The following is a 19,479-nucleotide window of genomic DNA, read 5'->3' on the forward strand; positions in this document are numbered from 1 at the left end:
ATGTCCCCCACCCTCACACTGGCCGAACAACTGATTGCTCGCCCCTCCGTCACCCCCGACGACGCAGGCTGCCTGGCGCTGCTCACAGCGCGCTTGGCGCCGCTGGGCTTTGCCTGCGAAGCCATGGACAGCGGCCCGGAGAGCTTCCGGGTGCAGAATTTATGGTCAAAACGGCCTTCAGCGCATGATGGTAAAGGGCTTGCAGCTAGCAAAACGATAGTTTTTGCCGGCCATACCGACGTTGTCCCCACAGGCCCCGTGGCGCAATGGGGCAGCGACCCCTTCGTGCCCATGCAGCGTGACGGCAAACTTTATGGGCGCGGCGCAAGCGACATGAAAACGTCGATTGCGGCGTTTGTCGTCGCGGTGGAAGAGTTTTTGGCCGCCACGCCGGCGCCGCATCTCAGCATCGCCCTGCTGCTCACCAGCGACGAGGAAGGCCCATCCGTGGACGGCACCAAGGTGGTGGTCGAGCAGCTGCGCGCACGCGGCGAGCGGATCGACTGGTGCATCGTCGGCGAGCCCACCTCGGTGGCGCGCACCGGCGACATGATCAAGAACGGCCGCCGCGGCACGCTCAGCGGCAAGCTGGTCGTGCGCGGCATTCAGGGCCACATTGCCTACCCACATCTGGCGCGCAACCCCATCCACCAGGCGGTTCCGGCGCTGGCCGAACTCGCCGCCATGCGCTGGGACGGTGGCAACGCCTTCTTCCCGCCCACCAGTTGGCAGATGAGCAACATCCACGGCGGCACGGGCGCGAGCAACATCATTCCCGGCGAGGTGGTGGTCGATTTCAACTTCCGCTTCTGCACCGAATCAAGCGCCGAGAGCCTCAAGCAGCGCGTGCACGCCGTGCTCGACCGCCATGAACTCGAATACGAGCTGCAATGGACACTCGGCGGCCAGCCCTTCCTGACCACGCCCGGCGAACTGGTGGACGCGGTGCAGCGGGCGATTGCCGACGAGACGGGCCTCGCCACCGAACTCTCCACCACCGGCGGCACCAGCGACGGGCGCTTCATCGCCACGCTGTGCCCGCAGGTGGTCGAGGTCGGGCCGCCGAACGCCAGCATCCACAAGATCGACGAGCACATTGCCCTCGCCGACGTCGAACCGCTCAAGAACATCTACCGCCGCACGCTGGAGCACTTGAACACGCTGGCGGCTGCCCAGCCATGAACGTGCCAACTCTGCCGCCACTGGCTGGCGCCACGCTGGGCGCGTTGGTCGATTCGGGCGCCGCCTTGCTGCAAGCAGCCGGCGTCTCCTTTGGCCACGGCACCACCAACGCCCACGACGAGGCCGCCTGGCTGGTGCTCTGGCGCTTGGGTCTGCCGCTCGATACGGCCTTGGGAGACGAACCGGATTCCAGGCAAAATAGGCCTGTAACGCAGGCGGAGCTTGCGCAGGTAGCTACACTTTTTGAAGAACGCATCGCCAGCCGCAAGCCCGCCGCCTACCTGACGCAGGAAGCCTGGCTACAGGGCGTGCCGTTCTATGTGGACGAGCGCAGCATCGTTCCGCGCAGCCTGATCGCCGAGCTGATTGCCGACGGCAGCATCGATCCGTTCCTGAGCGACACCACCCACGCCGTGCTTGACCTGTGCACCGGCAATGGCAGCCTGGCCGTGCTCGCCGCCATGGCCTGGCCCGACATCGCCATCACTGGCGCCGACATTTCCGCCGACGCACTGGCCGTGGCCCGCATCAACGTGGACCGGCATGGCTTGGCCGATCGCATTGCACTGCTGCAGTCGGACGGCCTGGATGTGCTGCCTGGCCCCTGGGACCTGGTTGTTTGCAACCCGCCCTACGTGAATGCGCAAAGCATGCAGGCGCTGCCCGCTGAGTACCGCGCCGAACCTGCACTGGCCCTGGCGGGCGGGGCCGATGGCATGGATTTCATTCGCCGCCTGCTGCACGAGCTGCCCGACAAACTTACCGAAGACGGCGTGTTGCTGCTGGAAATCGGCAACGAGCGCGCGCACTTCGAAGCCGCCTTTCCCCATCTGCCGGTGTACTGGCTGGACACCAGCGCGGGCGCCGACCAGGTACTGCTCATCACCCAGGCCGCGCTGCGCGGCGGCGCAGGCCTGCGTTAGCGACCCCAGAGCCCTCCTGTCTCAGCCCAGCATCGCCCCCAGTGCCAAGCCCGTGCGCTGGCCAGGGCGGTGCGCCGTTTCCCACAGAGCGCCAACCTGCCCGTCCGGCCTTGCCGGACGCACGCGGGATAATCGCCCCAAGGTTTCCTATTTCATGATCACTCTCAAAAACGTCATTCTTCGCCGCGGCGCCAAGGTTCTGCTGGACCGCGTCAACGCCACCATCAACCCCGGCGAGCACGTCGGCCTTGTCGGCCGCAACGGGGCCGGCAAATCCAGTCTCTTTGCCCTGTTAAACGGCAACCTGCATGAGGATGGGGGCGATTTCTTCATCCCGACGCAATGGCGCATGTCGCAAGTGGCACAAGACATGCCAGAGACGGACGCACCCGCCACCGACTTTGTGGTCGCGGGTGACACCCGGCTCATGGAAGTGCAGGCTCAGCTCGCCGCCGCCGAAGCCGCGGACGACGGCATGGCCATCGCGCACGCCTACACCGACCTGCACGACGCCGGTGCGCACGATTCCGTGCCACGTGCGCAGGCGCTGATCCTTGGGCTGGGTTTCAAGGTATCGGAACTGGACAAGCCGGTCAATAGCTTCTCCGGCGGCTGGCGCATGCGCCTGCAACTCGCCCGCGCGCTGATGTGCCCGAGCGACCTGCTGCTGCTCGATGAGCCCACCAACCACCTGGATCTGGACGCCCTCGTCTGGCTGGAAGCCTGGCTCAAGCGCTACGAAGGCACGATGATCGTCATCAGCCACGACCGCGAGTTCCTCGACGCCGTGACCAATGTGACCCTGCACATCGACCACGCGCAATTGACGCGCTACGGCGGCAACTACAGCAAATTTGAAGATTTGCGCGCCGAGCAGCTCGAACTCCAACAGTCCAGCTTTTCCAAGCAGCAGGACAAAATCGCCCATTTGCAGAAGTTCATCGCCCGCTTCAAAGCCAAGGCCAGCAAGGCCAAGCAGGCGCAAAGCCGGGTCAAGGCACTCGAGCGCATGGAGAAAATTGCGCCGGTGCTGGCCGACGCCGAATTCACCTTTGAATTCAAGGAGCCAGTTAACCTGCCCAACCCGATGCTGGCGATTACCGATGCATCGTTTGGCTACCTGGGCGAAGACGGCGTGGAAACCACGATTCTGAGCAAGGTCAGCCGCAGCGTGCTGGCCGGCCAGCGCATCGGCATTCTGGGCGCCAACGGCCAAGGCAAATCGACGCTGGTCAAGACGATTGCCCGCACCATGGCCCCGCTGGCCGGCACCATCACCGAGGGCAAAGGCCTGGCAATTGGGTACTTCGCCCAGCAGGAGCTGGACGTGCTGCGCCCGCACGAGAACCCGCTGGAGCACATGATCCGCCTGGCCAAGGAAGCCGGCCCCAACAGCCGCGAACCCAGCCGAGAGCAGGATCTGCGCAGCTACCTGGGCAGCTTCAATTTCACCGGCGACATGGTCAAGCAAAACGTCGGCAGCATGAGCGGCGGCGAAAAGGCCCGCCTGGTGCTGGCCATGATCGTCTGGCAGCGCCCCAACCTGCTGCTGCTCGACGAGCCCACCAACCACCTCGATTTGGCCACGCGCGAGGCGCTGTCCATGGCGCTGAACGAATTCGAGGGCACCGTGATGCTGGTCAGCCACGACCGCGCCCTGCTGCGTGCCGTGTGCGACGAATTCTGGATGGTGGGGCGCGGCGCCGTGGGGCCGTTCGACGGCGACCTGGACGACTACCAACGCTACCTGCTCGACGAAGCCAAGCGCCAGCGCGAGCAGGCCAAGACCGAGGCGGCAACGGAAGCCATGGCCCCCAAAGCCCCTGTCGGCACTACAGAAAAGAGAGCTGTACCCGCAAGCGGGGCAAGCGCTGAAGCCAGAAAAGGCATTGAATTGGCGGCCAGCACGGCGCCCGACGCACGCGAGCAGCGCCGCCTGGCGGCAGAGGCCCGGGCACAGTTGGCGCAGCAAGTACGCCCGCTCAAGCGCGAGCTTGAGCAGATCGACCAGCGCCTCGCCACGCTGGAGGGCGAGCGCGGTGCTTTGGAAGCGCGGCTGGCCAGCCAGCCTACCCCGGCACAGATGGCCGAATGCGGCAGGCAGCTCAAGGCGGTGCTCGAAGAAACCCAGCGCCTGGAAGAGCGCTGGCTGGAGCTCTCTTCGGAACTGGAAGGGGCCGCGCAGGGAGGTTGAGCCGAGAAATCCAGGGCCCCAGCGCTTGCATGCAATCGACTGCCCTGGAGGTTTCAGGGGCTATCGCTTGCTGCACAAGCCTGGAAAGCTATGCATTGCATAGCGGTCATGCGAGGTTTTTCATGGGTTTTGCCCAGTTGCATTTTTTTGCGATCTGGGTGTCAACGGGGCGGGAAGCGGGGGCGTTGTAGGTCCATCTCAGGAGTTACCCCCCATGAACACCACCATCCACACTGCCCCATCTTGCTGGCCCGAAGACGAACGCGACCGCAAACGCGCACCCGCACGCTTCTGATCCACCTAGCCGAAGACGCTGCAGCCCGCCTGGCACTTGTCGTTTCAGGCACAAAAAACCCCGCCATTGCGGGGTTTTTTCATGGGCACGCAGCGCGTCAACCCATGTGCAGACCGCCGTTGACCGAGAAATCAGCGCCCGTCGCGTAGCCGCCCTCTTCCGAAGCCAGCCAGGCGATGATGGAGGCAATCTCGCTCGGCTCGCCCAGGCGCTTGACCGGCACGGTCGCGACAATCTTCTCCAGCACATCGGGACGGATGGCCTTGACCATGTCCGTGCCGATGTAGCCAGGGCTCACCGTATTGACCGTCACGCCCTTGGTGGCCATCTCCTGCGCCAGCGCCATGGAAAAACCATGCATCCCCGCCTTGGCGGCCGAATAGTTGGTTTGCCCGGCCTGGCCCTTCTCACCGTTCACGCTGCTGATATTGATGATGCGGCCCCAGCCCTTTTCCACCATGTCGGCCACCACTTGCTTGGTGACGTTGAACATGCTGTTGAGGTTGGTTTCGATCACCGCATCCCAGTCTTCGCGCGACATTTTGAGGAACATGCGGTCGCGCGTGATGCCGGCGTTGTTCACCAGAACGTCAATACTGCCGTGCTCGGCCTTGGTCTTGGCAAACGCCTCGACCGTGGAATCCCAGTCGCCGACATTGCCTACCGAAGCGTAGAACGTGTAACCCTGATCTTTCTGCTCGGCAATCCACTTGGCGTGGTCGCGCGTGGGGCCGCAGCCGGCAATGACCGTGAAACCTTCCTTGTGCAGGCGCTGGCAAATGGCCGTTCCAATGCCGCCCATTCCGCCCGTGACGTACGCTACTTTCTGGCTCATATCTCATCTCCTCTTGGTAAATATCCGACGGGTACGCCTGTGACCACTCTAGTGGCGATCTGTGCCTTTGCTGTGCAGGTAAACACCAAGGTGCACGCTTTTTTTATTTCAGGACGTACCGTTGCTCGGGCCTGCTCAGCGCTCCAGTGCCAGCGCAACGCCCATGCCACCGCCGATGCACAGAGCTGCCAGCCCTTTCTTGGCATCGCGCCGCTGCATTTCGTGCAGCAGGGTGACGAGAATGCGACAGCCGGACGCACCAATCGGGTGGCCGATGGCGATGGCGCCGCCGTTCACATTGACCTTGGCGGGGTCGATGGCCAATTCCTTGTTCACGGCGCAGGCCTGCGCGGCAAAGGCTTCGTTCAGCTCGAACAGATCGATATCCGCCGTGCTCCACCCAGCACGCTGCAAGGCCTTGCGCGTGGCCGACACCGGGCCCATGCCCATGATGGCCGGGTCCAGACCACTGGTGCCGTAGGCGGCAATGCGCGCCAAGGGCTTGAGACCAAGCGCAGCGGCCTTCTTGGCGCTCATGACCACCACGGCAGCGGCGCCGTCGTTGAGGCCCGAGGCATTGCCTGCCGTCACGCTGCCGGCCTTGTCGAACGCCGGGCGCAGGCCCGCCAGGGCTTCGGCATTGGTCTTGCGGTTGAGGTATTCGTCGGCGTCGAACACCACCGGGTCGCCCTTGCGCTGAGGGATGCTCACGCCGACGATTTCATCGACAAAACGGCCGGCGTCCTGGGCCGCAGCGGCCTTTTGCTGGCTGGCGAGCGCCAGCGCGTCCTGCATCTCGCGCGTGATTCCGTATTGCTTGGCAACATTTTCTGCGGTGATGCCCATGTGGACCTGGTTGTACACGTCCCACAGGCCATCGACGATCATGCTGTCGACCATCTTCCAGTCGCCCATGCGCTGGCCGTCGCGCGAACCGTTGAGCACGTGGGGCGAGAGGCTCATGCTTTCCTGGCCGCCAGCGACGACGATTTCGCTGTTGCCCGTGGCAACCGCCTGGGCCGCCAGCATCACGGCCTTGAGGCCGGAGCCGCAGACGGCGTTGATGGTCAGGCCGGGGGTTTCCTTGGCCACGCCCGCCTTCATCATCGCCTGGCGCGCCGGGTTCTGGCCGGCGCCAGCCGCAAGCACCTGGCCCATGATGACTTCGCCAATCTGGTCCAGGCCAACGCCGGCGCGGGAAATGGCTTCGCGGATGACGATGCTGCCCAGCTCCGTGGCCGGAATTTTGGCGAGCGAGCCGCCGAACTTGCCCACAGCAGTGCGGGCGGCAGAAACGATGACGATGTCTTCCATGGTTCTTCCTTGGGTTGAAATGCTGTCTAAAGGGTATTCAGTGGTCCATTGCGCTTCAGGCTTTTTGCTTGACGTAACGGCCGGGCGCAGGCTCGATGGCCTTGAACTTCGTACCCTTGCCATAGCGTTTGGGTGCCGCGATCTGTTTGCCGGCGTGGCCGGCCAGCCAGTCGGACCAATCCTGCCACCAACTGCCCTTGTGTTCGGTGGCGCCTTCCAGCCAGGCGTCCAGCGTGGCGGGAAATTTGCCGTCGTCACGCGTCCAGTGCATGCGCTTGTTGGCCGCTGGCGGGTTAATGACGCCCGCGATGTGGCCCGACGCGCCCATGACGAAACGCTTCTTGCCCGGCAGCACCTGCGTGTTGGCATAGGCCGCGTTGATGGGCACGATGTGGTCTTCGCGCGAGCCGTAGATGTAGACCGGGAGCTTGAGTTTGCGCAAATCAAGCTTCTCGCCGCACACGGTCAGCTTGCCAGGCTTGATCAGGTTGTTTTCGAGATAGGTGTTGCGCAGGTACCAGGCATAGAACGGGCCTGGCAGGTTGGTGCTGTCGCTGTTCCAGTAGAGCAGGTCGAACGGCGGTGGCGTTTCGCCCTTGAGGTAGTTGCCCACCACGTAGTTCCAGACCAGGTCGTTGGGCCGCAGAAAGCTGAAAGTGGAAGCGAGGTCTTTCCCGCTCATCAGGCCACCGTTGCCCATTTGCAGTTCGCGCATGCGCACGAACCCTTCGCTGATGAAGACGTCCAGGATGCCGGTGTCGGTGAAATCAATGAGCGTGGTGAGGAAGGTGGCACTCGCCACGGGGTGCTCGCCGCGCGCGGCATGCACCCCGAGCGCATTCGAAAGGATGGTGCCGCCCACGCAAAAACCCAGGGCATTGACCTGGCTTGCGCCGGTGATCTGGCGCGTCACGTCGATGGCTTCCATGACGCCATGCTCGACGTAATCGTCCCAGGTCTTGTGCGCGAGCGACTCGTCGGGATTGCGCCAGCTCACGACAAAGGTGTGGTGGCCTTGCGCGACGCTGTAGCGAATGAGCGAGTTCTCGGGCTGGAGATCGAGAATGTAGAACTTGTTGATGCACGGCGGCACCAGTACGAAGGGCCGCTCGTACACCTTGTCGGTCAGCGGTTTGTACTCGATGAGCTGGAACAGGTCGTTCTCGTACACCACAGCGCCTTCGGTGGTGGCGACGTTGCGGCCAACCTCGAACAGGCTCTCGTCGGTCATCGACACATGGCCCTGGCGCAGGTCGTGCATCAGGTTGGCCATGCCCTTGGCAATGCTCTCGCCCTTGGTCTCGATGGCCTTGCGCTGCGCTTCGGCGTTGAAGGCCAGAAAGTTGCTGGGCGCCATGGCGGCAATCCATTGCTCGACGCCAAAGCGCACCTTGGCGCGGATTTTCTGGTTGCCCTCGATGGCGTCCGTCAGCCCCATGAGCGTGCGCGCATTGAGCAAATAGGCGGCGGCAGAAAATGCCGCTACCGGGTTGCTGGCCCAGCCTTCGCCCGCAAAGCGCTTGTCGGCGGGCGGCTGAGAAGCCTGCAAACCTTCCGCCCAGAGCTTGGCGGCCTCGTCCACATACTGCTTTTGCAGCGCCTGAAGTTTGTCGGGCGCCAGGTGTATCGAGGTGGCGGCCTCTGCACCGGCCACCGCGGGCAATTCGATTTGCTCGAAAGCGTGCAGCACGCGCTGCCAGCTCTCACCGAAAATTTCCTGGAATTTCTGGGCGCTTTGGGCCCAGAGCGAATCGGAACTCATGCAGTTTCCTCCTGGGCATGCGCCGCCCGATGGAGCAGGCGCCCGGTTGCGCCCACCGCTGCTATCGTAACCTCCGATCCCTGTCCTTTTCTGACGTTGGAGTGCGTATGTACCTGGTAGTGATGGCTTGGCTGTATGTGGTGGTGCTGATGGCGGTGGCCGAGGCGACGAGCACAACCGGCAGCGTGCTCGGCGCCCTCATCACCTTGGTGCTCTATGGCCTGCTGCCGCTCTCCATCGTGGTCTACATCCTGGGAACGCCCGGCCGGCGGCGCAAGATCCATGCACGCGAGATGCAGGAGCGCGCTGCTGCCGCGCAGGCCATGACCGCGCCAAGCTCAGTTGCGCCAACCTCAGCCGAGCCAGATGCAGGCGGCCATGCGCCCGGTGCCGCCGCCCACGGCGCCGTCCCGCCGATGCGAGAAGAAACGTGACGGCTGGCTGAACGTGCACCAGGCATCGCTGCCGTCGTTGCCATAGACCTGCGTGACACCCTGTGCCGCCAGGCGCTGGCGCGCCAGCGCCGGCAGGTTGGCCAGGAATTTGCCACCGCCCCGTGGGGCGAAATGCTGCTTGGCCGCGCCATCAAGGGCGCAAAAAACGGCACGCACGTCGTCGCCCACTTCAAAGGCTTTCGGACCTATGCAGGGCCCCAGCCAAGCGAGCAAGTCATTGGCAGGCTTTGCTCTTGAATGTATAGCTGCCAGCGCATTTTCCCTATGCGCTAGCGGCCGAAAACACTCCAAAACCGACTCCAGCACTCCACCCGCCAGGCCGCGCCAACCAGCATGCGCGGCAGCGACCCGGCGCCCCAGACGGTCGGTGAAGAGCACCGGCAGGCAATCGGCCACCATGATGGTGCAGGCCAGGCCCGGCGCCTGCGCCCAGGCGGCATCGGCAGGCGTACCATCGGGCACCTCGGCACCAAGCGGCACTGCGCAGCTTCCATGCACCTGGTCGAGAAACACCGGCCGCGCGCCCGGCGTGATGGATTGCAGGGCCGCCACAAGGCGCGCGCGGTTGGCGAGCACCGCCTGCGCGGCGTCGCCCACGTGCAGGCCCAAATTCATGCTGGCGTAAGCCCCGGTGCTGCAGCCGCCCGCGCGCGTGGTGCACAGGGCTTGCACGTGCGCGGGCGCAGGCCAGTCGGGGCGCAGCCAGTCGGCTGGCACACCAGGCAAGGCCTGCGCAGACGCGTCGGCCGGGTGACAATGCGGGCTGTCCATCTTGGCGGTGAGTGTACCGACAGCCCCTCGCCGCCGCCCCGCGATCAACCCTCACAAAGGCCCTGCATGAGCTACGTCTTTCCCCCACTACCCACCACCAGCATTCCCGTGCTCGGCACCGAGGCGCGCTTTCCCGTCCACCGCATCTATTGCGTGGGCCGCAACTACGAAGAGCACGCCAAGGAAATGGGCTTCACCGGCCGCGAGCCGCCCTTCTTTTTCATGAAACCCGCCGACGCGCTGGTGCTGGCGGCCGGCGACGCGCCCGCCCTGCTGCCCTACCCCAGCCTGACGCACGACCTGCACCACGAGATCGAGCTGGTGGTCGCCATCAGCAAGGGCGGGCGCAACATTGCGGCAGCGGACGCGGCCAGCCACATCTTTGGCTACGCCGTGGGCCTGGACATGACGCGGCGCGACCTGCAAGGCGAGATGAAAAAGCAGGGCCGCCCTTGGTGCATCGGCAAAGGCTTTGACGCCAGCGCGCCCATCACCCCCATTACCCCGGCGGCGCAAGCAGGCGACGTGCAGCAGGCCGGCATCTGGCTGCAGGTCAATGGCGCGGACCGCCAGCGCAGCAACGTGGCGCAACTGATCTGGAACGTTGGCGAGGTCATCGAGCACCTCTCCAAGGCCTGGGAGCTCGCGCCCGGCGACCTGATCTACACCGGCACCCCGGCTGGCGTGGGCGCCGTGCAGCGTGGCGACCTGCTCGAAGGCGGCGTCGATGGCCTCGCGCCACTGCGCCTGCGGGTGGCATAAAGCAACTCACTTTTCAATAGCTGCACGCGCAGGTGGAATAAGCGCTGACGGCCAATTTTCCCTTGAATTTTGCATGAGCCAGCACAGCCCCATCCAATACTGCCGCGATTGCGGCACGGCCGTGGCCTACCGCCTGCCCGACGACGGCGACACGCGCGAGCGCGCCGTTTGCCCCAACTGCGGGCGCGTGCACTACGAAAATCCGCTCAACGTGGTGGGCACTGTTCCCGTGCTGCCCGATGGCCGCGTGCTGCTGTGCCTGCGTGCCATAGAACCGCGCCGGGGCAAGTGGACGCTGCCGGCTGGCTTCATGGAGCTGGGCGAAACCACGTCGCAGGGCGCAGCGCGTGAGACCGACGAGGAAGCCGGCGCGCAGATCGCGCTCGGGCCGCTGTTTGCCGTACTCAACGTACAGCGCGTGGGCCAGGTGCATTTGTTCTACCGGGCCCACCTGTTGTCCGAGCGGCTGGACCCCGGCTTCGAAACCCTGGAGGCTCGCTTTTTCACCGAGGACGAGGTGCCCTGGGACGAGCTGGCGTTTCGCACGGTGAAAGAAACCCTGGTGCGCTTCTTTGCCGACCGGCGCACGGGCAGCTACGGTGTGCACTGCGTGGACATCGACTAGGGAGCCTCTGCAGTCAGAGCGTGTTTGCGATCTCTCAGGGCCGCGTTTCCACGAAAAACGGCACGTTGCCCTGCGCCGGAGCCGGCGCAGGCACCACCACACCGCGCTGCACCGGCGTGGTGACCACCATGCCTGGCTGCGGCTGCGGCTGCGGCTGCGGCTGCGGCTGCGGCTGCGGCTGCGGCTGAGGCTGAGGCTGCGGCTGAGACTGCGGCGCAGGTGGCGTTGTCACCACAATGCCCGGCTGCGGCGCAGGGGCCATCTCCGGGCTCGCGGCCTCCGGCGGCTCGCCGTCGGTGCCCGGCGGCAGGGGCTGCGCCCGGGGCGTCGCGTTTTCCAGCGGCACCAGCGGGGCTTCGGTGATCTCGGGCCGATCCGCTTCGGCGGGGGCCGGCGCGGCGGGCGCAGCGGGCGCAGCGGGCGTGGTGCCAGGCGCCGGCACGGCGCCTGCAGTGCGGTCCGGGGCGTCCGGCCCGCCGGTGCGGCGGCCGAACAGGTCGTACACCCAGTTGCGCACGCCGGCCACGGCACTGCCCACCCAGTTGGACTCGTTCTCGTCGATGAAGCGCTGGTTGCCGTCGATCACCTTGGCGCGCAACGCCTGCTGGAACACCTCGCCCACCATGGGCAGCGCGCTGTGCGCGCCCTCGCCCCAGTAGTCGCTGCGCAGGGTGATGCGCCCGTCGTTGAAGCCCACCCACGCGCCCGCCACGAGCTGCGGGTGCATCAGGATGAACCAGCCATCGGTGTTGTCCTGCGTGGTGCCGGTCTTGCCGGCCACGTCGGCGGTGATACCGTAGCGGCTGCGGATGGCCACGCCCGTGCCCTTGTCCACCACGCCGCGCATGGCGTCGCGCAGTTCCTGGGCGGCCCTCAATCCCAGCACGCGCTCGGGCGCGGCGGGGGCGAAGTCTTCCAGCACCTTCCCGTTCTTGTCTTCGATGCGCGTGATGACCCGGGGCGCGCGGTAGCGGCCGGCGCTGGCGATGGCACCGTAGGCCGCCACCATTTCCTTGAGCGTGACCGGGCTGGTGCCCAGCGCCAGCGAGGGCACCACGTCCAGCTTCGATTCGCGCACGCCCATAGCGCGTGCCAGTTGCGCCACGCGCAGCGGGCCCACCTCTTGCATGAGCTGCGCGGTGATGGTGTTCTTGGAATACGCCAGGCCGTCGCGCAGCGTCATCGGCATCTCGCTCGGCGGCTTGTTGCCGTCCGTCGGGCGCCAGACCTGGTTGTTGCCCAGCGGGATTTCCACGGCGGTGTCCATCAGCGTGTCGGTGGGCAGCAGGCCCTGCTCGAACGCGGCGCCGTACACAAAGGGCTTGAAGGTGGAGCCCGGTTGGCGGCGTGCGGCCTGCACGTGGTCGAACGGGTCTTGCGCGAAATCCCGGCTGCCCACCCAGGCGCGCACATCGCCCATGCGCGGGTCCATGGCCATGAAGCCGGCCTGCACACGCGTCTTGTCCTGGCGCAGCGTGCGCAGGAAGGCCGGGTCGCCCAGCAGGTCCTTCAGGGCGTCCTCGGGCGCCGCGCCCTTGGCCACGGCGGTTTCGTAGCGCGCCGATTCGCGCACCAGTTGCCGCACCAGCGGGCTCTTGGGGTTCCAGGCATTGCGCGCGGCCCAGGCCGAGTCGGCCACGCCCTGCAGCGCCCGGCCCTGGCGCGCGACAGCCTGGTTGGCGAGCTGCTGCAAGCGGTAATCGATGGTGGTGCGGATCACCAGGCCGTCGGCGTACAGGCTGTAGCCGTTGCGGTCGGCCCAGTCGATGAGCTGCTTGCGCAACTGCTGCGCCAGGTGCGGCGCGGGGCCGGCCGCCTCCACCTGGCGCTCGAAGCGGATGCGCAGCGGGCGCTTGGTGAGCGCGGTGTATTGCGCCTCGGTCAGCTTGCCGTGCTTCTTCATCTGCGCCAGCACGGTGTTGCGCCTTTCTTGAGCGCGCTCGGGGTTCAGCACCGGGTTGTAGTAGGCCGTGCCTTTGAGCATGCCGATGAGCGTGGCGCTCTCCAGCACGTTGAGCTGGTCGGCCGACTTGTCGAAATAGGTGCGCGCCGCCATCTCGATGCCGTAGGCGTTGTAGAGGAAGGGCACCGTGTTCAGGTAGGTCTCCAGGATCTCGTCCTTGGAGTACAGCGCCTCGATCTTCAGCGCCGTGATGGCCTCCTTGATCTTGCGCGTGAGCGTGGGCGCGCGGCCAATCTCCTCGGGGTACAGGTTGCGCGCCAGTTGCTGCGTAATGGTGGAGCCGCCCTGCTTATCGCCCCCCAGCGTGCGCACCAGCGCTGACGCCGTGCGCCGCCAGTCCAGGCCCCAATGGCTATAGAAGCGGTGGTCCTCGGTGGCGATCAGCGCATCCACCACCGGCGGGGCGATCTCGCTGAGCGGCACCCAGGCGCGGTTCACCCAGCGGTACTCGGCCAGCAGCTTGCCATCGGCCGCGACGAGCTGCGCCGGCTGCTCCGTCTTGGCCTTGCGGATGTCGCTGATGGCGGGCGTGAACGGAATCAGCACCAGCACATACAACACCATCGCCAGCCCGGCGGCGATGAACGCCCAAAGCAGGCTGTGCAGCGACAGCAGCTTTTCGGGCCGCTGCAGCATGCGCGCCCACACCGGGCGCAGCGCGGCCCAGCGCGTGCGCAGGAAAGCAGGGAAAGACATGGGAATTGGGGTCAAAAGTGGCTCAAACGCTTGGTGGACAAGCGCTAGAAGCTATCAAATTAGGAGTTTGCAGGCGGGATGGATGGCTTGCAGGCCCCTCGCATGGAGGGCGGGGGGTGCGCAGTTATACCGCCAATCGGCGGGAATTGCGGTTTGGGGTTGTAGCGGCCGAGGCGGCTTCGGGATTCGACGGCGGTGTAGCGCCCTAGTCGCGCGCTGGCTGAACCACGCTTCTCTTTACTGGTAATGCAAATATGAGCTTTTTCTTTTCTTCACCGGCAATGATGGCCTTAGCCTCGGTTTCTGCGCGAATGAGTCGATTCTCGAACACACCAATAGACTCTTTCAGCTTCGCGACACCAAAATTTTTAAAAAACATTATCGCTGGCACGTGAACACCAAAAACCTTATCAACAGCAATTGGTAAGCACCCATATGTTTCCTCCAGATTGCTTACCTCCTCAGGGGATTCTTTAAAAAGAATATCCATCACAAGAAATCCAAACCCCCCTATCTCCTCACCAGCTCTCGAAAAAAGATCACCTACAGCACCACGATGATATTTTCCGTCATCCTGCTGTTTATAATAAACACCAAGCTCAGGATACAAATTACGAATCAATAGCGCGAGCTGCCCATCATTAGCCTTCCCTGAAGGCGTTATGATACATTCTTTGTGATCAGCAATTACAGGTAGGACATAAAATCGAGCGTGCCTAACCCCATCTATCGACTTAAGAAACACTAGCACGTCATTCCATATGCGGGGATTATCAAGTATTCTATTATAGAAGAGATTTGCACTTTCATCGTCTAAGCGCCGGACAAAGGCGGCAGCATAGTATTCAAGAATACTCTTGTGCAAGTATGAAATAGAATCACTGCCATCTTCCAGCATAAGGCAAGCGACCTTTGTCATATCTTGTTTAAAATCTTCTAATTCGCATTTTATGTTTTCGGTATATGCAAGAGCACTCTCGAAGATTTCCTCAAATTGCTTATGAGAGATTGTTCGCGTATATCCCAGTTGAATCGTCATAAAGGAGAAAGCCTCAAACAGCTGTTGAAGCTTGCGCTCAGACAGGCCACAGTGATGTCTCCTATTGAAGTGCGCTTTCTGGCGATCATGCCTTGTGAAAACAACTTGAAATAGCCCTTCAAAAAACTCCGGAAGGGTGTCTGGAATTTCTGAGTCGGACTCATAGACAAGAACCACCAATGTCAGCATGAGTGGCGTGGTGATTAATGTGCTGATCTTACTGGGACTACTTTTTATTGCCTGGCGTAATGCCAGTGATTTTTTCGAATCAACCTTCAACCGATCCAAAAACGCACTATATTCGCTTTCAGCCAGCGGGGCTATGGGTAAGACTTGAAGAGATGTTGATTTTTGAATCTCGTGCCCTGGCCTTGAGGAAACAATCAATTTAAGTTCAGGATATTTTCTGACGAGACTCTCTATTTCAAGCGAAACATCTTTGACAATCACTTGATCCAATTCATCAAATCCATCTAGCAAGAGCGCCACCTTGCCCGACCTAAACATATAATCTAACGTTATGTCATCAACATCAATATCATAAGAATCCAATTGTCTAAATATTGCTTGAATGAGTCCAATTTTTGGGGTTAAATCTTTTAACTCCAAAAATACCGGCAACCATTTTGCATCATTACTTAGAAGCTCTTCTAACGCCAAACTCCTCATCATCACTGATTTTCCTTGCCCAACAATTCCTTGAACAACAACGGCATTGGCAGACAGTTCGTTAATTCTTGTGATTCTGACAGCCTTTTTATCAATTATAAATTTTGGCGGATGAAAGAATTCACGAAGCGAGATAGGACCCTCCGGCTTCCAAATTGTTCTGACTTGTTCAATTGCCTTTATTCGTCTTCCAATTTTTTGAATCGAACTTTTTTGCTCCCAGCGATTTAATCCACTCGCACCAATTTTCTTTGCCCCCTCATAAAGATCCTTTGTTATTGGCTGAATGAGCCGAATCACAGATGCGAGTGCGATTGCTTCGTTAACGGGCATGGTCTGGCTTGGAATTTGATAGGGAACTTGATGTTACAAGACGAGCGTCATCTGTTCATCGTCGACGAAGAGGACGAATGCAAGATTGCAGCCGACTGACGCAAGGAAGCTGACTGCCATGAGGTATTTTGGAGAGGCCCGACCTAACGGCTGCCTTCAACGGCGAAGCTCTTTAGCAGTAGCCAGCCCGCCACAGTGTCAGGCACCATAGGTGCTGACGCAGTTCAGGGGCAACGGCAGGGTGCAATGGAATGCGCGACGACGTGTAACCAGTCTGAAGCAGTAGGCTAGATGGGCGATGCAACCGGCCACTCTGGGTCGATTGCAGCTACCAAGGTATTCCGTCCCAACGGGAACCCTCGCATCCAGATCGATACACGGCATAAACGGCCTATGTCGACCCCAACCCCAACTGCTGCAAAAACGGCAGCGTCTTCTCCGCCGCGCGCTGCCCTTCAGCAATAGCCTCTTCGGCGCGGTAGAAATCCATCAGCCCCAGGTGGGCCAGTTGCGGGGCGATCATCACCTCGGGTGGGTCGCCGGCCATGCGGCTGCGGGTGATGCGCACCTGCATGATGTTGACGCTGGCCAGCACCACCTCCACCAGCGACGGCGTGGGCACGCGGGCGGGGTCGGGCGCGGGCAGCAGGGAGGCAAAGCCATCCTGCAGGCGGCTCAGCCAGCCGGCGGTGTCCTCATCGTTCTCCGGTGCTTGGGCGGGCAACTTGGCCGCGCCGTTCGCGCCGTTCGCGCCGTTGGCGCCGGGCCCGCGCAGATGGCGGCCCAGGATGTCGGCGTTCAGGTCCACGGCGATCACGATGTCGGCCCCCATGGCCCGCGCCAGCGACACGGGCACGGGGTTGACCAGCCCGCCATCGACCAGCAGGCGGCCTTCGCGCTGGGCGGGGGTGAACAGGCCGGGCAAGGCCATGGACGCGCGCACCGCGTCGGCCGTGGAGCCGGTGCGCAGCCACACTTCGCTGCCCGAATGCAGGCCCGTGGCCACGGCGGCGAACGGGATGTCCAGCGCCTCGATGGGGCGGTCGGAGAAGCGGTTGCGGAAGAACTCGATCACCCGCTCGCCCTTGAGCATGCCGCCCGAGAGCTTGAAATCCATGAACGAGAACACGGTGCGCCCGGTCAGGCCGCGCGCCCACTGTTCGAAACGGTCGAGCTCGCCCAGCGCATAGGCCGCGCCCACCACGGCGCCAATCGAGGCGCCGCAGACCAGGTCGGGCTGGATGCCGGCCTGCTGCAGCGCCCGGATCACGCCGATATGCGCCCAGCCGCGCGCCGAGCCGCTGCCCAGGGCGAGTCCGACGACGGGTTTGCGGGTCATGCGGCCGTTCTCCTTGTAACCGGTTGGCTGGTGGCGCGCGCCAGCACTCAAGCGCCCTGCCCGAGCAGCGCCCGCAGGCCGGCTTCGTCCAGCACGGGCACGCCCAGCTCCTGCGCCTTGGCGAGCTTGCTGCCGGCCTCCTCGCCGGCCACCACGTAGCTGGTTTTTTTGCTGACCGAGCCCGCCACCTTGGCGCCCGCGGCCTCCAGCAGGTCCTTGGCGGCCTCACGGCTGAGCGTGGGCAAGGTGCCGGTGAGCACCACCGTCATGCCCGCCAACGGCAGTTGCGTGCGCTCGGCCGGCGGGCCTTCGGGCCAGTGCACGCCACAGGCGCGCAGTTGTTCGATGACTTCGACGTTGTGCGGCTGGGCCAGAAAGGTGTGGATGGCCTCGGCCACCACCGGCCCGACATCCCGCACCTGCAGCAACTGCTCGGTACTGGCTTGCAAGATGGCGTCCAGGCTGCCGAAATGCCGCGCCAGATCCTTGGCCGTGGCCTCGCCCACCTGGCGGATGCCGAGCCCAAACAAGAAGCGCGGCAATGTCGTGCTCTTGGATTTTTCCAGCGCGGCCAGCAGGTTCTGCGCCGATTTCTCGCCCATGCGCTCCAGCGCTGTCAGGCCGACGAGGCCGATGCGGTACAGGTCGGGCAAGGTGCGCACCACGGCGCCATCGACCAACTGGTCCACCAGCTTTTCGCCCAGGCCGTCGATGTCCATGGCGCGGCGGGCGGCAAAGTGCAGCAGCGCTTCCTTGCGCTGCGCCGGGCAGAACAGGCCACCGGTGCAGCGGTGGTTGGCCTCGCCGGGCTCGCGCACCACGGCGCTGCCGCAGATGGGGCATTGCCTGGGCATGCGAAAGTTGGCCACATAGCTTGGCCGCTTGCCCGGCACCACACCCACCACCTCGGGAATCACGTCGCCCGCGCGGCGCACGATGACCTCGTCGCCCACGCGCACGCCCTTCTTGCGAATCTCGAACAGGTTGTGCAACGTGGCGTTGGTGACGGTGACGCCGCCGACAAACACCGGCGCCAGCCGCGCCACCGGGGTCAGCTTGCCGGTGCGGCCGACCTGCACGTCGATCCCTTCGATGCGGGTGACCATCTCCTGTGCCGGAAACTTGTGCGCCACGGCCCAGCGCGGCTCGCGCGTCTTGAAGCCGAGCTGGCGCTGCAGGGCGAGCGAATCGACCTTGTAGACCACGCCGTCGATGTCGTAGGGGAGCTGGTCGCGCTCAGCGGCGATGCGCTCGTGGAACGCTACCAATTCGCTAGCGCCTAGCGCTTGTGTGGTCTGCGCTGCGACCGGAAAACCCCATTGTTTCAGTTGTTGGAGCAGGTCGAAGTGGGTGGCGAAATCCGGGCCGCCCTGCGCCACCGGCGTGACCTCACCCAAGCCATAGGCAAAAAACCGGAGCGGCCGCTGCGCCGCAATCGCCGGGTCAAGCTGGCGCACCGCGCCCGCGGCGGTGTTGCGCGGGTTGATGAAGGTTTTCTGGCCGCGCTCGCGCTGGGCCTCGTTCAGCCGCTCGAAGTCGGCGCGCGCCATGTAGACCTCGCCGCGCACTTCCAGAATGGCTGGCACATCGCTCGGCAAGCGCAAAGGAATCTGGCGAATGGTGCGGATGTTGTGCGTCACGTCCTCGCCCACTTCGCCGTCGCCCCGGGTGGCGGCCTGCACCAACGCGCCGGCCTCGTAGCGCAGGTTCATGGCCAGGCCGTCGAACTTGAGCTCCGCCACGTAGGCGACAGGCGGCGCATCGGGCGCCAGACCGAGTTCCCGGCGTACGCGGGCGTCGAAGGCGAGTGCGCCAGCGGGCGACACGTCGGTTTCGGTGTGAATGGACAGCATGGGCACGGCGTGCCGCACCGGGGTCAGCTCAGGGCGCGGCGCGCCGCCCACGCGCTGGGTAGGCGACTCGGGCGTGACGCACTCAGGGAACTGCGCTTCCAGCGCCTGCAGCGCGCGAAAAGCGCGGTCGTACTCGGCGTCGGGCACCTCGGGCGCGTCTTGCACGTAGTACTGGTGCGCCCAGCGGTCCAACTGCCGGCGCAAAGCTCCTATCTTTATAGCTGCTTGCGCTTGCTCTGATTGCGCTGGAGCCGAAAAAAGGTCTAAATTTTTGGGCATCTCAGTGACTGTGGCGCTTCGAACCGCCGACGGCGTTTAAAACTGGTGCGAACCCCACCAGCGGCCGCCGCGCAAGGGCCGCCCCGCCGCGCTGGCGGCGTCCCCCCTCCCGCAACGCGCAGCGCTGCGAGAGAGGGGGCTGAGGGGTGCGGCTCCAAGCCTGCCTGCGCAGGCTTGGACATCCCCGAAG

Annotated in this window: 14 protein-coding genes; 6 read left to right on the forward strand and 8 right to left on the reverse strand. The window is 63.8% G+C overall.

Going from position 1 to position 19,479, the window contains the following annotated elements; genetic code table 11:
* The 3 genes from dapE to D3F03_RS02305 all read left to right on the forward strand — a co-directional run bounded on the left by dapE (window position 1) and on the right by D3F03_RS02305 (window position 4,299).
* On the forward strand, window positions 1-1,182 hold the full coding sequence (dapE, locus tag D3F03_RS02295) for a succinyl-diaminopimelate desuccinylase (protein WP_119107739.1): 1,182 nt from the start codon (window positions 1-3) through the stop codon (window positions 1,180-1,182).
* The gene (gene prmB, locus D3F03_RS02300) at window positions 1,179-2,105 is read left to right on the forward strand and encodes a 50S ribosomal protein L3 N(5)-glutamine methyltransferase (RefSeq protein ID WP_119107740.1); all 927 of its coding nucleotides are present in this window, start codon (window positions 1,179-1,181) and stop codon (window positions 2,103-2,105) included. The genes dapE and prmB overlap by 4 nt, the downstream gene beginning before the upstream one ends.
* 154 nt (window positions 2,106-2,259) lie before the next feature.
* Entirely contained in the window at window positions 2,260-4,299 is a 2,040-nt protein-coding gene (locus D3F03_RS02305; protein ID WP_119107741.1) for an ABC-F family ATP-binding cassette domain-containing protein, read from the forward strand.
* A 392-nt stretch (window positions 4,300-4,691) separates the two neighbouring features.
* On the opposite strand, the gene phbB is transcribed toward D3F03_RS02305, so the two are convergent.
* The 3 genes from phbB to D3F03_RS02320 form a co-directional block, all read right to left on the reverse strand.
* Complete coding sequence (gene phbB / locus D3F03_RS02310; RefSeq protein WP_119107742.1) at window positions 4,692-5,429, reverse strand: acetoacetyl-CoA reductase; 738 nt, start codon at window positions 5,427-5,429, stop codon at window positions 4,692-4,694.
* A gap of 135 nt (window positions 5,430-5,564) precedes the next feature.
* Window positions 5,565-6,743, reverse strand: coding sequence for an acetyl-CoA C-acetyltransferase (locus D3F03_RS02315; protein ID WP_119107743.1), 1,179 nt, complete (start codon window positions 6,741-6,743; stop codon window positions 5,565-5,567).
* A gap of 55 nt (window positions 6,744-6,798) precedes the next feature.
* Entirely contained in the window at window positions 6,799-8,505 is a 1,707-nt protein-coding gene (locus tag D3F03_RS02320; RefSeq protein WP_119107744.1) for a PHA/PHB synthase family protein, read from the reverse strand.
* 107 nt (window positions 8,506-8,612) lie between these two features.
* Here D3F03_RS02320 and D3F03_RS02325 point away from each other — a divergent pair, with 107 nt between their 5' ends.
* Window positions 8,613-8,939 (forward strand): hypothetical protein, encoded by a 327-nt coding sequence (locus D3F03_RS02325; RefSeq protein ID WP_119107745.1) that lies wholly within the window; start codon window positions 8,613-8,615, stop codon window positions 8,937-8,939.
* Here the strand turns inward: D3F03_RS02325 and pgeF are convergent.
* The gene (gene pgeF / locus D3F03_RS02330; RefSeq protein WP_119107746.1) at window positions 8,859-9,731 is read right to left on the reverse strand and encodes a peptidoglycan editing factor PgeF; all 873 of its coding nucleotides are present in this window, start codon (window positions 9,729-9,731) and stop codon (window positions 8,859-8,861) included. The two genes, D3F03_RS02325 and pgeF, sit on opposite strands and share 81 nt — an antisense overlap.
* Before the next feature lie 66 nt (window positions 9,732-9,797).
* Here pgeF and D3F03_RS02335 point away from each other — a divergent pair, with 66 nt between their 5' ends.
* Both D3F03_RS02335 and D3F03_RS02340 read left to right on the forward strand, forming a co-directional pair.
* Window positions 9,798-10,493 carry a fumarylacetoacetate hydrolase family protein gene (locus D3F03_RS02335; RefSeq protein WP_119107747.1) on the forward strand — a complete coding sequence of 232 codons (696 nt, stop codon included), beginning with the start codon at window positions 9,798-9,800 and terminating at the stop codon, window positions 10,491-10,493.
* Window positions 10,494-10,566: 73 nt separating this feature from the next.
* Window positions 10,567-11,118 carry an NUDIX hydrolase gene (locus tag D3F03_RS02340; protein WP_119107748.1) on the forward strand — a complete coding sequence of 184 codons (552 nt, stop codon included), beginning with the start codon at window positions 10,567-10,569 and terminating at the stop codon, window positions 11,116-11,118.
* A 34-nt stretch (window positions 11,119-11,152) separates the two neighbouring features.
* Here the strand turns inward: D3F03_RS02340 and D3F03_RS02345 are convergent, their stop codons facing one another.
* From D3F03_RS02345 to ligA, 4 genes are all read right to left on the reverse strand, one after another.
* Window positions 11,153-13,777: a penicillin-binding protein 1A gene (locus tag D3F03_RS02345; RefSeq protein ID WP_119107749.1), complete on the reverse strand. Its 2,625-nt coding sequence runs from the start codon at window positions 13,775-13,777 to the stop codon at window positions 11,153-11,155.
* A 205-nt stretch (window positions 13,778-13,982) separates the two neighbouring features.
* Window positions 13,983-15,818: an NACHT domain-containing protein gene (locus tag D3F03_RS02350; RefSeq protein WP_119107750.1), complete on the reverse strand. Its 1,836-nt coding sequence runs from the start codon at window positions 15,816-15,818 to the stop codon at window positions 13,983-13,985.
* A 391-nt stretch (window positions 15,819-16,209) separates the two neighbouring features.
* Window positions 16,210-17,157 (reverse strand): patatin-like phospholipase RssA, encoded by a 948-nt coding sequence (rssA, locus tag D3F03_RS02355; protein ID WP_119108520.1) that lies wholly within the window; start codon window positions 17,155-17,157, stop codon window positions 16,210-16,212.
* A gap of 47 nt (window positions 17,158-17,204) precedes the next feature.
* Window positions 17,205-19,289 carry an NAD-dependent DNA ligase LigA gene (gene ligA, locus D3F03_RS02360; RefSeq protein ID WP_119107751.1) on the reverse strand — a complete coding sequence of 695 codons (2,085 nt, stop codon included), beginning with the start codon at window positions 19,287-19,289 and terminating at the stop codon, window positions 17,205-17,207.
* Window positions 19,290-19,479: the final 190 nt, after the last annotated feature.

It is taken from the genome of Simplicispira hankyongi, from assembly GCF_003570885.1.
Classification (GTDB): Bacteria; Pseudomonadota; Gammaproteobacteria; order Burkholderiales; family Burkholderiaceae_C; genus Simplicispira; species Simplicispira hankyongi.